The sequence below is a fragment of the Pseudomonas sp. Y3 TE3536 genome, assembly GCF_053629175.1.
The window spans coordinates 6,104,464-6,117,904 of sequence record NZ_JBRJHU010000001.1; the positions used below are offsets into that span (position 1 = coordinate 6,104,464).

A 13,441-nucleotide genomic window follows, 5' to 3' on the forward strand; every position below is an offset into this window, starting at 1 on the left:
GTTCGAAAAAAATCATTGAGAGCGAATGCCTTGGGTTATGCAGCGCCTATGAGATCGAGCGCCGCCCGCGCGGCGCTTCGCAGCACAAGGCTGCTCCCACATCTGTTTCGGGCCAATTATTCCTGGGGCATGGGCGCGCGGCCCCTTGGTGCCCACCTTGATATCGCGTCGGACCAACAAGGCGGTCGCGCGCGCGCACAGGCGTTACTGGCCCGAAACAACTGTAGGAGCAGCCTTGTGCTGCGAAGCGCCGCGCGGGCGGCGCTCGATCTCATAGGCCCCCCCCCTCACGCCATACACCCCCTCCAAATCCCCATTGCTGACCACCCAATTTAAGTTATAAGATAACGTTTCATTTGACACCCATTCCTACCAGCGACCTTCCATGACTAGCGCCAGCGCCACCCCCACCCTGCTTACCCAGCGCCTGCAGAGCATCGATGCCCTGCGCGGCCTGGTCATCCTGTTCATGCTCCTGGACCACGTCCGCGAGACCTTCTTTCTGCACCGCCAGGTCAGCGACCCGATGGCCATCGACGTCACCGACCCGTCGTTGTTCTTCAGCCGTACCCTGGCCCACCTGTGCGCGCCGGTGTTTGTCCTGTTGACGGGCCTTTCGGCCTGGCTGTATGGCGAGAAGTACCAGGGCCGTAGCGATGTCTCGGCCTTTCTGTTCAAACGCGGGCTGTTCCTGGTGGCGCTCGAGTTCACCCTCGTCAACTTCGCCTGGACCTTCCAACTGCCCCCCAGCGTGATCTACCTGCAGGTGATCTGGGCCATTGGCGTGAGCATGATCGCCCTGTCGCTGCTGGTGTGGTTGCCACGGGCAGCGCTGATCGCCCTGGGTGCAATCATCGTCGCCGGGCACAACCTGCTCGACAGCCTGCACTTCGGCGCTGAGTCGGCCCTGCACGTGCCGTGGGCGATCCTGCACGACCGTGGCTGGCTGGCATTCTCCGACAACCTGCGCCTGCGCACGTCGTACCCCGTGCTGCCCTGGATCGGCGTCATCGCCTTGGGCTACGGCCTTGGCCCCTGGTTCGCCCGTGGCAGCGACGCAGGCCAACGCCAGCACCGCCTGCTGCTGGCCGGGGTGATCGCACTGCTTGGTTTTGTCGTGCTGCGCATGCTCAACGGCTACGGCGAGGCACCCTGGAGCGGGTACCCGACGTTGACGCAAACGCTGATGAGCTTCTTCAACATCACCAAGTATCCGCCGTCCTTGCTGTTCCTGGCCCTCACCCTGGGCTGTGGCCTGCTGCTGTTGCGCGCCTTCGAGCGTGCCGGCCAGGCCCGCTGGATCAACGCCCTGGCGGTTTACGGCGCAGCACCGATGTTTTTCTACCTGCTGCACCTGTATGTGCTGAAGCTGCTTTACCTGGCCTGCGTCGCGCTGTTCGGCCACAACCAGGGGGATTACTTTGGCTTCGACGGCATCGGCGCCGTGTGGCTGGGCGCCGCCTTGCTCGCCGTGTCGCTGTACCTGCCGGTACGTAGCTTCGCCCGGCTGAAGGCGCGTCGGCGTGACATCACCTGGCTCAAGTACTTCTGAAAAGCGTTTTCACCCGGCTGCCTGATGGTCTACCATGCCGGCCGCCGGTTTCCACCACGGAATTAATAGGGAATCCCAAGCCCGCTAACGCGGGCCAAACGGAACTGCCCCCGCAACTGTAGGTGCCGAGCCTGCTCCATCGATGCCACTGGATAACCTTGTCCGGGAAGGCTGGAGCTGGGCCATGACGCACCAGTCAGGAGACCTGCCGGCGCAAAAACACCAACCGGCGGGGTGTCCGGGATGGCCATCTCCACCCTTTTCTGGGTGCTGCCCCCTGCCGCGTGCACGGGGCTCGGCGATGCCTGTCCATGCGTTCATTCCGTGAACCCTTCGATAGGAGATCGTCCCCTCATGCTGCCTCGTCTTGCCGCTTTGATCGCCGGCCTCAGCCTCACCAGCCTGGCCCAGGCTGCCGCCACCCACTACCCACTCACGGTCGACAACTGCGGCATGCCGCAGACCTTCGCCCACGCGCCCGAGCGTGCAGTGACCATTGGCCAGGCCGGCACCGAGATGCTCTACGCACTGGGGCTGGGCGACAAGCTGGCCGGTACCTCGCTGTGGTTCAACAACGTGCTGCCCGAGTACAAGGCGCTGAACGACAAGGTCGAGCGCCTGGCCGACAACGACCCCAGTTTCGAGGCGGTGGTCGGCAAGCGTCCGCAACTGGTGGCCGTACAGTTTGAATGGATGGTCGGCGCACAAGGCGTGGTCGGCACCCGCGAGCAGTTCGACGAGCTGAAGATCCCGACCTACCTGCTGCCGTCGGACTGCGAAGGCAAGGACAACCTGGTGGGCGCCGACGGCACCCGCCTGCAGGCGTTCCAGGTCGAGAGCATCTACAAGAGCGTCAACCAGCTGGCCGAAATCTTCGACGTGCAAGACCGCGGCACCGCGTTGAACGCCGACCTCAAGAGCCGCCTGGACAGCGCCAAGGCGCACTTGGCTGGCAAGGATTTGTCGAACACCTCGGCGCTGTTCTGGTTCTCTAGCGCCGACTTGGATATCGACCCCTACGTCGCCGGCCGCCAAGGGGTGGCTGACTTCATGCTGCGTACCCTGGGGGTGCGCAATGTGGTGGAGTCCACCGAAGAATGGCCGACCGTGGGCTGGGAAACCCTGGCCAAGGCCAACCCGACCTGGTTGATCATCGCCCGCATGGACCGTCGCCGCTTCCCGGCAGACGACTACCAGAAAAAACTCGAATTCCTGCGCAACGACCCGGTTACCCGCAACATGGACGCGGTGAAGAACGACCGCATCATCGTCCTTGACGCCGACGCCATGCAGGCCGGCATCCGCCTGTTCCGTGGCCTGCAGACGCTGTCGACGGCGTTCGCCAGCGGTAAAGCAGCCCAGTGATGAGCCGCCTGTTGCCCTACAGCGCCCTGGCCCTGGCAGCCCTGTGTGTCGCGCTGGTGGCCGGCACGGCGATCGGCGAGAGCAACCTGGCGCCGAACGTGGTCTACCAAGTGCTGGCCAATCACCTGTGGCAGGCCGGTTACCCGGTCGACCCGATCGATGCCGGTATCGTCTGGAACTACCGCCTGACCCGCACCCTGGTCGCCGCCGCCTGTGGCGCCGGGCTGGCCACGTGTGGCGTGATCCTGCAGGCGCTGCTGCGCAACCCGCTGGCCGAGCCCTACCTGTTGGGGTTGTCGGCCGGTGCCTCGACCGGCGCGGTGATGGTCGGCCTGCTGGGGCTGGGCAGCGTCGCCCTGAGCATGTCCGGGGGCGCCTTCATCGGCGCGCTGGCGGCATTTGCGCTGGTGCTGGTGCTGGCCCGCGCCGCTGGGCCGAGCAACAACAACGCCCAGGTGATACTCGCCGGCATCGCTGGCTCGCAACTGTTCACTGCGCTGACCGCGTTCCTCATCACCAAGTCGGCCACCGCCGAGCAGGCGCGCGGCATTCTGTTCTGGCTGCTGGGCAACCTCAGTGGCGTGCGCTGGCCGTCCGTGTGGCTGGCCCTGCCCGTGGCACTGTTCGGGCTGGTGGTGTGCCTGTGGCATCCGCCGCGCGCTGGATGCCTTTACCTTCGGCGCCGACTCGGCCGCGTCGCTGGGGATCCCGGTGCGACGCACCCAGTTGTTGCTGATCAGTTGTGCCGCGCTGGTGACGGCGGTGATGGTGTCCATCGTCGGCGCCATCGGTTTTGTCGGGCTGGTCATCCCCCACGCCCTGCGCCTGCTGCTGGGGCCCGGGCATAGCCGCCTGCTGCCGGCCAGTGCGCTGGGCGGCGCACTGTTTCTGATCAGCGCCGATATCTTGTCGCGCACGCTGATCCCCGGCCAGGTGATCCCGGTGGGCGTGGTGACCGCGCTGATCGGCGCGCCAGTGTTCGCGCTGATTCTGGTCAGCAGAAGGGGGCGCCCATGACCGTCATGGCCAACGTGAAGATTGCCCCCCTGGCCTGCCAGGGCTTAGGGCTGCAGTTGGGCGGCAACCCTGTACTGCGCGACATCGAGCTAACCGTTATCCCCGGCGAAACGCTGGGCATCGTCGGCCCTAACGGCTCGGGCAAGTCGTCTTTGCTCAAGCTGCTAGCGGGCCTGCGCAAGCCTGACAGTGGCCGTGTCGAGCTGCTGGGCGAGCCGCTCACGCAGTTGCCACGCCGGCGCATCGCCCAGGCCCTGGCGCTGGTCGAACAGCAGGCGGATACCGCTGACGCCATCAGCGTGTACGACGCCGTTGCCCTGGGCCGCACGCCCTGGCTGTCAGCCCTGGCGCCGTTCAGCAAAGCAGACCGCGCCATCGTCGAGCAGGCCCTGGCCGACCTGGATGCCCTGCACCTGCGCACGCGGCTTTGGCATTCGCTTTCAGGTGGTGAACGCCAACGCGTGCACATTGCCCGCGCCCTGGCGCAACGCCCCCAGGTGCTGTTGCTCGACGAGCCGACCAACCACCTGGACATCCAGCACCAGCTGAGCCTGCTGCAACAGGTGCAGGGGCTGCCGGTTACCACGCTGGTGGCCCTGCATGACCTCAACCAGGCGCTGACCTGCGACCGCCTCGCGGTGCTCGACAAAGGCTGCCTGGTCGCCCTCGGCAAGCCGCTCGACGTCCTCACCCCAGAGCGCCTGCTGAGCACCTTCGGCGTACACGCCCACTACCTTACCGACCCCTTCGACGGCGCACGCATTCTGCGTTTTCGCGCCCCCTGAACCAGGAAGTTCCCACCATGCTGTTGCGCCCTGTCGCCCTGCTGCTCGCCAGCACCCTGTTTGCCCCTGCCGCGCTGGCAGACGTGCATGAAGTGAAGATGCTCAACCGCGGTACGCAGGGCGCGATGGTCTACGAGCCGGACCACTTGCGCATCGCACCCGGCGATACCGTGCGCTTTGTGCCGACCATGAGTGGGCACAACGCAGCCAGTGTGCCGGGGTTGCTGCCGCAGGGCGCTGAGGCGTTCAAGAGCAAGCTCAACCAGCCCTACGAGCACACCTTCAGCGTACCCGGCATGTACGGTATCCAGTGCATTCCGCACCTGGCGATGGGCATGGTGATGGTTATCCAGGTGGGTGACGCGGCGCCGGCCACAGTGCCTGCCAGCCTGCCTGCACGGGCGAAAACCCGCTTCGAAGCGCAACTGCAGAAGCTGGGGGCCGGGCAATGAGCCGGCTGTTGCTGGCCCTGCCTCTGCTCGGGCTTACCCCGCTCGCATTGGCTGACTCCGCTCAGTCCCAGAGCAACGGTTTGGTAGAAGACGCCAGCTGGAGCATCCTCAACCGCAGCGTGTTCGACCAGCGCGACTACAAGCATGGCGGGCGCAACAGCAGTGCGCGCAATGCCTACAAGCCACGCGACGAACGTAGCGGCAAAGCTGAGGAATGGGCCTACGGTTTGATGGGCACCTTGCAGTCTGGCTTTACCCAAGGCCTGATCGGCGTCGGTGTCGATGCCCACGCTTATCTGGGCGTACAGCTCGACAGCGGCGGTGGCCGTGCCGGCAAGGCGCGCTTGCTGGGCATCGACAACGACGGGCACCCGAAAAACGAATACAGCCGAGCAGGCGCAGCCTTGAAGATGCGGGTGTCGAACACGGTGCTGTCGTACGGCGAGCAGCGGGTGAAAACCCCGGTCTTCAGTTCGTCCGACAGCCGCTTGCTGCCCGAGACCGCGACGGGGTTTTTCCTCACCAGCAACGAGATCGACACGCTTCGGCTGGTGGCCGGCCACTTCAATGAAAACGCGGATCGCAACGCTTCAAGCCACGATCAAGGGTTCGTGGTGAACTATTCCAATGGCCGCCAGGGCAATGCCTTCGACCTGGCCGGCGTGGTCTGGAACCCCGGCGCGGCCTTCAGCGGTAGCTTGTATACCTCGCGCTACGAGGACAGCTGGAACCAGCACTACCTGGGCAGCACCCTGACCCACGCACTGGATGACCGGCGCAGCTTGAGCCTGGACCTCAACCTGTACCGCACCACCGACACCGGCAAGGCGCTGTCCGGGCGCATCGACAACACCACCTGGAGCCTGGTGTCGCGTTACAACCAGGGGCCGCACGGGTTCAGCCTGGGCTGGCAGCAGGTAGACGGCAATACACCGTTCGACTATGTGACGCGGGGCGCGATCTATATCGCCAACGCCGTGCAGATGTCGGACTTCAATGCACCGAACGAGAAGTCATGGCAGGCGCGCTATGACCTGAACATGGGCGCCTACGGTGTGCCCGGGTTGAACCTGACGGCGCTGTACGTGCGCGGGTTCGATATCGATGGCACGCATGTCGACCCCACCGGCGGCTATGCGTACCTGGGGTATGGCAAGGGTGGCAAGCACTGGGAGCGCGACCTGGAAGCGCGCTATGTGGTGCAGAGTGGCAAGGCCAAGGGCACCACGTTCTCGGTACGGCATAACGCGCACCGGGGGAACACGGCGCAGGCGGAGCTGGATGGTGACCAGATCCGCCTGGCGGTCGAATGGCCGCTGGGCGGCGGGTTCTGATCATCGTTCAGGGACCCAGGCTTCGCACCAACGTGCCGGTGACGGGCTGCGCAGCAGCCCCCCGGTTCAAGACGCTGCAGCGGATAGCGGCTGCAAGCCCCATTCGGCTTTTTCCTGCGAGGTCATCGCAGCAAGCACTTCCATAAACGTCTGCTCCAATTCTGCGCTGACATTGCCGAACGCCTTGTAGTTGGTCAGCAGGTACCGCTTCACGGTATTGGGCCAACGCCCTTCCTTGTGCGCCGCATTGATGATGCCCTTGGCGTCGTGGCGCGTGGCACCCCGCCACAAATCCATCAGCCTGTTTTCGAAGTGGCCGAACGACCACGGGTCTCTGCAGTCTTCGAATTCGTCCAGCAGCTTGAGCTTGTACAGGGCCATGTGTGGCATCGGTGAGTCTCCCTTGGGGGCGTTGGGTAAGCCTTGAGGGAGACGGTAAGCAAGCAGATGCGTTATGGAAATGAACGCGTTGAACACGCCACAACAACAGCTGTAGGCGGTTTCTGACCGATTACGGCGACGTCATGCCAGCGTCAGCTGCATATGGGTGGTCTGCCAGACGGGGTCCTGCTCCACATCGATCACCGCGAACCCCTGGCGTTCCCAGAAGGCAATCGCGCCCGGGAGGAACGGGTGGGTGTGCAGGTACAGGCATTCGACACCCGCCTGTTCGGCCGCACCGCGCAAGGCGGCGAACAAGGCGGCGGCGAGGCCATGGCGTCGATAGGCCGGCAACACGAACAAGCGCACCACCTCGACCACGCACACCCGCTGATAGTCGAGTTGTGCGAAGCGATGGTCATAGGGCACATAGCCGATCACGGCCACCAAACGGCCCTGATCGCGGGCTTCGAGAAACACGCCTTCGCCGTCCAGGTAAGTCTCGGCGAAGCGAGCCAAGTCAGGGGGCAATGGTGCGTCGGCAAGCTGCGGGAAAAGTTCGCGGCGGGCGCTGTCGACAAAAACGACCACCTCGTCGATGGCGTCACGCGGGACGGGTTGGATGATCCAGTTCGGCATGTGGGCTACAGGCAATGAGTCGAGGGCAAAGGTTCTACCCCAGCGCGCCGCCCATGGCAAATTCTGGGCTCATCGCGATCAAGACCCCGGTATAATCGCAGGCCTAGACCGCCCAACCAGGCCACCCCATGCCCCGCCTCCAGACGTTGCTACTGCCCCTGCTGCTGATCACCGCCCTCGCCGCCTGCGACCAGCAACCCTCCCGCGAAGCGCAGATCCTGGCCAAGCTGCCGCTGCAGGACGCCTATGAGCACAACATCGACCGCATGGCATCGTTGCTGGCCCCAGCCCACCCGCAGGTGCCCGAGGCGCGCATCCGTGAGGTGCTGCGCAAACACCTGACGGTCGAAGACCAGCGCCAGGACTTGTTCAAGCTCTACAGCGAAAAGAATTTCAGCGACGCTGAATTCGCCAGCATCGTCGAAGCCATGCAGGACCCGGCCAAGGCCCGCGCACTTGAAGAGACTGAGGCCGGCAAGCGCCTGAGCGAAAAACTGACCGCGCTGATGCGCGAAACCGCCCGCGACACCCAGGTGCAGGCATTGGCCGAGCAGCGCATGCAGCAGGTCGAAGATGAGCTGGCTGAGCTGGAAAGAGCAGGTTCCTGATCGACGTAACGCACCGCCGCGGCGACAATAACGCACTACACCTACAAGCAGCAGGGTTACTCCCTTTTCGTACCAGTGAGGTCAGGATTGCCACACCCCAAGCACGGATTGCGCCTGGATTTACGCTCGCTCATTCTGATTCTCTGCGCCCTCACCGCGCTGCTGATGCTGTGCGCCAGTTATTTCGCCAGCTACCGGGTTCAGCGTCAGTTGCTGATCGACCACGCCCTGGAGGCCAACCGGGTGTATGCGGCGAAGCTGGCGTCGATCACCGAGACCTTCATCGCCAGTGCCTTGCAGCAGTTGTCGTTCAGTGCCGGCGTACAAGCCCACCAGTTGGCTGATGCCGCCGCGCTGCAGGCGGAGACCGACCGCGTGCTGCACCAGGGCCTGGCCTTCAACTCGACGTTCGTGGTCGATGCCGACGGGATCCTGCGGGCAATCTCCCCTGCCTCATTGCGCCACTACCTCAATACCAAGGTGCAGTCGCCCGGGGTTCAGGAGGCCTTGCAAGGGCGCAAGGCGCTGGTGTCGACGCCCTACCTGTCCACCGCCAACAACCTGGTGGTGGCACTGTCGCAGCCGATCTTCGATGCCACTGGGCGTTACCTGGGCTACGTCGGTGGCAGCCTGTACCTGCGCGAGCGCAACATCCTCAACAGCCTGCTGGGCGAGCACTTCTACAAGGACGGCTCGTACCTCTATGTGGTCGACCGCAACCGCCGCCTGCTCTACCACCCGGACAACCAGCGAGTGGGCACGGTGGTGGAAGGCAACCCGCTGATCGATCAACTGGCGACCCTGGACAGCGGCACCCGCCAGCTGACCAACAGCCAGGGCGTGGAAATGCTGGCAGGGTTTGCCACGGTGCCGAGCGCTGGCTGGGGTGTGGTGGCGCAGCAGCCGCTGGCGCAGACCGTGGCGCCCTTGAGCCACCTTGTGCTCAACGTTATCGGCACCTCGGCGCCGCTGGCGCTGGTGGGCAGCCTGGTGCTGTGGTGGCTGGCGATGACCATCGCTCGGCCACTCTGGCAATTGGCGGCCGGGGCCAGGTCGATGGACCGCGCAGGCACCGCCGAGCGCCTGCATCGGGTGCCGGCTTGGTACTTCGAGGCGGCCGAGCTCAAGCGTGCCCTGCTATTTGGGTTCAACCTGCTTCAGGAGCGCATCGGCCGGCTGAACCACGATGCCCAAACCGACCCACTGACCGGGCTGGGTAACCGCCGCAACCTGGAATTCAGCCTGTCGTTGCTACAGGCCGAAGGACGGCCTTTTTCGGCCATCGTGCTCGATATCGACCATTTCAAGCGGGTAAACGATGGCCATGGGCATGAGGTGGGCGATCAGGTACTGCAGCGGCTGGCCGAGCTGATGCGCCGCTGTTGCCGAGAGGGCGACCTGCTTTGCCGCACCGGGGGCGAGGAGTTTCTCATGCTGCTGCCGGGGGCAAGCCTGGCGGTTGCGGCAGCAGTGGCAGAACGGCTACGGGTAACGGTGCAGGATACGCCGGTGGAACCCGTGGGCGCGGTGACGATTTCGCTGGGGGTTGCGCATTGGCCGGGCGGCACCGGCAGCGAGCCTGGCGATGCATTGAGCGAGGCAGACCGGGCGCTGTACGCGGCCAAACAGAATGGGCGCAATCGGGTGTGTGTCGCGCGAGTTCAGCCCTGAAACCCGCGCAGACCGTCACGGCCAGACCCTTCGCAAAAGTTGTTACAAGCCTTGTCATAAAACTGTCGTGTTTCAGTCATAGGATTGACCCCAACCTGACATTTTCACTCTTCATGGATGAGCGTCTCATGCGTCGTGTGGTTTTCAATCAGAAAGGTGGCGTCGGCAAGTCGAGCATCGCCTGCAACCTGGCTGCCGCCAGTGCCGCTGAAGGCTATCGGACCTTGCTCGTCGACCTCGACCCGCAGGCCAATGCCACCTACTACCTGACCGGCCTGGTCAATGACGCCATCCCCTCGGGCATTGCCGACTTCTTCCGCCAGACCTTGTCATCCGCCACCGCGCATGGCAAAAAGCCCCGTGTGGCGATTACCGAAACCCGCTACAGCAACCTGCACCTGATCACCGCCAGCCCCGACCTCAGCGACCTGCAAAGCAAGCTGGAGAGCAAGTTCAAGATCAACAAGCTGCGCAAGCTGCTGGTGGAATTGGCCGAAGACTACGAGCGGATCTACATCGACACGCCGCCGGCGCTGAACTTCTACACCTTCAGCGCCCTGGTGGCCGCCGAACGCCTGTTGATTCCATTCGACTGCGACAGCTTCTCGCGCCATGCGCTGCACAGCGTCATGGCCGAAGTGGAGGAGCTGCGCCAGGACCACAACCCAGCGCTGCAGGTGGAGGGCGTGGTCGTCAACCAGTTCGCCGGGCGCACGGCACTGCACCAGACACTGGTCGATCAGTTGCGCGGTGAAGGGGTTCCGGTGCTGCCGGTGTACCTGAGCAGCTCGATCAAGATGCGCGAGTCGCACCAGGCGTCGGTGCCGCTGGTACACATGGCGCCGCGGCACAAGCTGGCGTTGGAGTTTGCCGACCTACTGGACGTGCTGGAGCGCGCGGCCTGAGCCAAGCGGGGTGCTTTGCACCCCAGCATTTTGCGTCACCAGGGCTACCCGATCACGCATTCGGGTGATAGATTCGCCGCCATGAAAACCACCCGGCAGACCCGCACGCTGACCGCCTGGACGCTTTATGCCAGCGTCCTGTTCAGCCTATTGCTGTGCGGCCTGCATCACGGCCAGATGAGTGGCCTGCGCCTGGCGGGCCTCGAGGGTGGTTTCTGTTCGATCAGCAGTGACCACGGCCCGGCCATCAACCTGGACAACGCCGGTGGCGACCAGCACATGGCTCAGCTCGACTGCCCCGTGTGCTCCTCGTTCGGCCTGGCAGTGCCGCTTGCCCACACCGGCTGGGCGTTCCTGCCGCCCCAGTCCGGGGCCACCTCGCCCATTGTCGTGCGCAGCTGGGCACAACCGCCGCCGCGCTACTTGCGCCCTGCCCTCAACCCCCGCGCCTCCCCCGCCGCGCTTCCCGCAGCCCTTCTGTTCGCCTGACCTCAAGCGGGTGCGCCTGTGCGCGCTCGCGGTCAGCCATGACTTTTGCGTGGAAGACACGACAACATGATCCGCAAGACCTCCCTGGTGCTCCTCATGGGCACTTGCACCTTCGCCTGGGCCGACACTGCCCCGGTTGAACTCAACGCCACCACCATCGATGGCGAACGCGACGCCCCCTCCGGTGTGCAACTGGACGAGCCGATCCAAACCGGTTCGCGCCTGGGCCTCACCGCACGGGAAACCCCGGCGTCGGTCAGTGTCTCGGACCGCCGCCTGATCGAGGCGCACGGCGCCAAGGACAGCCAGGACGTGATCAACGCCATGACCGGCGTCAACGCCTCGGCCAACCCCGGTTATGGCGGCTTCGTCGCCTACCGGGGCTTCACCCAGAACCAGGTCACCCAGCTCTACAACGGCATCAACCTGGGCTACAGCAGTGCCACCCGGCCCGTGGATGCCTGGGTACTGGACCGGGTCGAACTGATCGGCGGGCCGTCCTCTTTCCTGCATGGCGCGGGGGCCGTGGGCGGCTCGATCAACTACATCACCAAGCTTGCCAGCCGCGATCAGCAGATCATCGACGGCCGCCTGCGCTACGGCAGTTTCGATGACTCAGAAGTGGCCTTCGGCATCAATCAGGCGCTGGCCAGCAACCCCGCCGACGCCCGCCACTTCATGCGCCTGGACTTCAGCCGGGGCCAGGGCAACGGCTACATCGACCGTAACCAGCGCAAAACCGACAGCCTCGCGTTTTCGGTACTCAGCGACCTGGCGCCCAACCTCACCCACACCCTGGCGCTGGAGTACCAGGAAGACCGCGAAGACAGCCCGTACTGGGGTTCGCCGATCCTGCCGGGCCGCAGCACGATGAAGATCGACAAAAGCCGCCGCTTCGAAAACTACAACGTCGCGGACGGCCGCTACGAGCAGCGGGTACGCTGGCTGCGTTCGATCCTCGACTACCAGCTCAGCGACAGCACCAGCGTGCAGAACACGCTGTACCACTACAACGCCCAGCGCGACTACCGCAACGTTGAACGCTACAGCTACACCGCCAATGGCAATGTGCAGCGCAGCAGCCCCTACCTGCAAAGCCACGACCAGAACCTGTTGGGCGATCGCATCGAGTTGCGCCATGACAACACACTGTTCGGCTTCGCCAGCCAATGGTCGCTAGGGCTGGAATACTCGCGCATGCGCCAGACCCTTTACCCGACGTCGAGCAGTTGGAGCGACGTCGTCGACCCCGACCATTTCGACCCTGGCAGTTTCGACGACATCCCCGGGGTGAATGCCGGCCTGACCAAGCAGCGTCGTCACGAAGTCACCAACCGCGCGGTGTTTGCCGAAAACCGCCTGCAACTGACCGATCGCCTGGCCTTGCTGACGGCCCTGCGCTATGACTACCTGGACATGCAAGTGACCAACTACGGAACGGTCTCGCCCACCTCGCCGGCGTTTTTCGAGCGCCGCTGGGAGCCGCTTTCCGGGCGCATCGGCCTGACCTACGCGCTGACGCCCAGTGCCAGTGTGTACGCGCAGTACAGCAGCTCGGCCGATCTGCCAGCCGGCTCACTGGCAGCGGCGACCTACTCCAACGTCGGCCTGTTCGACCTTTCCAAGGGCGAGCAATGGGAGGTCGGCAGCAAGTTCGACTTCCTCGACGGCCGCGGCGCCGCCACGCTGGCGCTGTACCAGATCGTGCGCAAGGACTTTGCCGTGCGTGACTCCAACGATGCCAACCAGACGGTGCAGGCCGGGCAGCAGACCTCGCGCGGCGTCGAGCTGTCAGGGCGGCTGCAGGTCACGCCGAAACTGCTGGCCGAGGCCAACTACGCCTACGTCGATGCGCAGTACGACACGTTCAACGAAGCGGTCAACGGGGTATCGGTGTCACGCAAGGGCAATACGCCGGTCAACGTACCGGCCAGCGTCGCTAACCTGTGGCTGACCTACAGCTTCACGTCCGCGTGGTCGGCGGGGGTCGATGGGCGCTACGTGGGCTCGGTGTATGCCGACAATGCCAATACCCTAAAGGCACCGGCCTACACGCTGTTCGGTGCCTTCGCCCGCTACCGGCTGGATGAGCACACCACAGTGACCGGGCGGGTGCGCAACCTGACCGACGAGGTGTATGCCAAGCAGGCCTACAGCTCCCAGTACTACATGGGTGCTCCGCGTACCTTCGAGGTGGCGCTGGACATGCGCTTCTGATCGAACAGCGCTGCCACGGGGGTTAT

General features: G+C 64.5%; 12 protein-coding genes, 1 pseudogene and 1 riboswitch. Of the genes and pseudogenes, 11 read left to right on the top strand and 2 right to left on the bottom strand.

The genetic code is table 11. The annotated features are described in order from the left end of the window. The first annotated feature begins 385 nt into the window (after window positions 1-385). The 6 genes and pseudogenes from AB7M33_RS27310 (at window position 386) to AB7M33_RS27335 (ending at window position 6,505) form a co-directional block, all read left to right on the top strand. Entirely contained in the window at window positions 386-1,552 is a 1,167-nt protein-coding gene (locus AB7M33_RS27310; RefSeq protein WP_275750404.1) for a DUF1624 domain-containing protein, read from the top strand. Between the two features lie 28 nt (window positions 1,553-1,580). Beyond that, window positions 1,581-1,779, top strand: a riboswitch (cobalamin riboswitch). A gap of 127 nt (window positions 1,780-1,906) precedes the next feature. Continuing rightward, window positions 1,907-2,917 carry an ABC transporter substrate-binding protein gene (locus AB7M33_RS27315; RefSeq protein ID WP_454244121.1) on the top strand — a complete coding sequence of 337 codons (1,011 nt, stop codon included), beginning with the start codon at window positions 1,907-1,909 and terminating at the stop codon, window positions 2,915-2,917. Continuing rightward, window positions 2,917-3,934: pseudogene (locus AB7M33_RS27320) on the top strand (FecCD family ABC transporter permease). The gene AB7M33_RS27315 and the pseudogene AB7M33_RS27320 overlap by 1 nt, the downstream one beginning before the upstream one ends. Before the next feature lie 5 nt (window positions 3,935-3,939). Continuing rightward, window positions 3,940-4,719 carry an ABC transporter ATP-binding protein gene (locus AB7M33_RS27325; RefSeq protein WP_408981372.1) on the top strand — a complete coding sequence of 260 codons (780 nt, stop codon included), beginning with the start codon at window positions 3,940-3,942 and terminating at the stop codon, window positions 4,717-4,719. Between the two features lie 17 nt (window positions 4,720-4,736). Next, on the top strand, window positions 4,737-5,171 hold the full coding sequence (locus AB7M33_RS27330; protein WP_099453542.1) for a pseudoazurin: 435 nt from the start codon (window positions 4,737-4,739) through the stop codon (window positions 5,169-5,171). After that, window positions 5,168-6,505: an OprD family porin gene (locus AB7M33_RS27335; RefSeq protein WP_085273265.1), complete on the top strand. Its 1,338-nt coding sequence runs from the start codon at window positions 5,168-5,170 to the stop codon at window positions 6,503-6,505. Before AB7M33_RS27330 ends, AB7M33_RS27335 begins: the two co-directional genes overlap by 4 nt. Before the next feature lie 66 nt (window positions 6,506-6,571). Here AB7M33_RS27335 and AB7M33_RS27340 read toward each other — a convergent pair whose 3' ends face one another. After that, window positions 6,572-6,895 carry a hypothetical protein gene (locus tag AB7M33_RS27340; protein WP_027593840.1) on the bottom strand — a complete coding sequence of 108 codons (324 nt, stop codon included), beginning with the start codon at window positions 6,893-6,895 and terminating at the stop codon, window positions 6,572-6,574. A 132-nt stretch (window positions 6,896-7,027) separates the two neighbouring features. After that, a complete protein-coding gene (locus AB7M33_RS27345) occupies window positions 7,028-7,525 on the bottom strand; it encodes a GNAT family N-acetyltransferase (RefSeq protein WP_238217784.1) in 498 nt (165 codons plus the stop codon). Between the two features lie 128 nt (window positions 7,526-7,653). On the opposite strand from AB7M33_RS27345, the gene AB7M33_RS27350 reads away from it, so the two are divergent. From AB7M33_RS27350 to AB7M33_RS27370, 5 genes are all read left to right on the top strand, one after another. Beyond that, on the top strand, window positions 7,654-8,133 hold the full coding sequence (locus tag AB7M33_RS27350) for a hypothetical protein (protein WP_454244122.1): 480 nt from the start codon (window positions 7,654-7,656) through the stop codon (window positions 8,131-8,133). 87 nt (window positions 8,134-8,220) lie between these two features. Then, window positions 8,221-9,804: a sensor domain-containing diguanylate cyclase gene (locus AB7M33_RS27355; protein WP_454244123.1), complete on the top strand. Its 1,584-nt coding sequence runs from the start codon at window positions 8,221-8,223 to the stop codon at window positions 9,802-9,804. A gap of 128 nt (window positions 9,805-9,932) precedes the next feature. After that, window positions 9,933-10,709, top strand: coding sequence for a ParA family protein (locus AB7M33_RS27360; RefSeq protein ID WP_027593844.1), 777 nt, complete (start codon window positions 9,933-9,935; stop codon window positions 10,707-10,709). Window positions 10,710-10,790: 81 nt separating this feature from the next. After that, on the top strand, window positions 10,791-11,198 hold the full coding sequence (locus tag AB7M33_RS27365; protein ID WP_085273260.1) for a DUF2946 family protein: 408 nt from the start codon (window positions 10,791-10,793) through the stop codon (window positions 11,196-11,198). A 66-nt stretch (window positions 11,199-11,264) separates the two neighbouring features. After that, window positions 11,265-13,415, top strand: coding sequence for a TonB-dependent receptor (locus AB7M33_RS27370; RefSeq protein WP_454244124.1), 2,151 nt, complete (start codon window positions 11,265-11,267; stop codon window positions 13,413-13,415). Window positions 13,416-13,441 lie beyond the last annotated feature (26 nt).

Excerpts from the sequence above, each read along its gene's own strand:
- AB7M33_RS27335 (WP_085273265.1), top strand. The coding sequence starts at position 5,168 with ATGAGCCGGCTGTTGCTGGCCCTGCCTCTGCTCGGGCTTACCCCGCTC.
- AB7M33_RS27345 (WP_238217784.1), bottom strand. The coding sequence starts at position 7,525 with ATGCCGAACTGGATCATCCAACCCGTCCCGCGTGACGCCATCGACGAG.
- AB7M33_RS27325 (WP_408981372.1), top strand. The coding sequence starts at position 3,940 with ATGGCCAACGTGAAGATTGCCCCCCTGGCCTGCCAGGGCTTAGGGCTG.
- AB7M33_RS27365 (WP_085273260.1), top strand. The coding sequence starts at position 10,791 with ATGAAAACCACCCGGCAGACCCGCACGCTGACCGCCTGGACGCTTTAT.
- AB7M33_RS27330 (WP_099453542.1), top strand. The coding sequence starts at position 4,737 with ATGCTGTTGCGCCCTGTCGCCCTGCTGCTCGCCAGCACCCTGTTTGCC.
- AB7M33_RS27350 (WP_454244122.1), top strand. The coding sequence starts at position 7,654 with ATGCCCCGCCTCCAGACGTTGCTACTGCCCCTGCTGCTGATCACCGCC.
- AB7M33_RS27370 (WP_454244124.1), top strand. The coding sequence starts at position 11,265 with ATGATCCGCAAGACCTCCCTGGTGCTCCTCATGGGCACTTGCACCTTC.
- AB7M33_RS27360 (WP_027593844.1), top strand. The coding sequence starts at position 9,933 with ATGCGTCGTGTGGTTTTCAATCAGAAAGGTGGCGTCGGCAAGTCGAGC.
- AB7M33_RS27310 (WP_275750404.1), top strand. The coding sequence starts at position 386 with ATGACTAGCGCCAGCGCCACCCCCACCCTGCTTACCCAGCGCCTGCAG.
- AB7M33_RS27315 (WP_454244121.1), top strand. The coding sequence starts at position 1,907 with ATGCTGCCTCGTCTTGCCGCTTTGATCGCCGGCCTCAGCCTCACCAGC.
- AB7M33_RS27340 (WP_027593840.1), bottom strand. The coding sequence starts at position 6,895 with ATGCCACACATGGCCCTGTACAAGCTCAAGCTGCTGGACGAATTCGAA.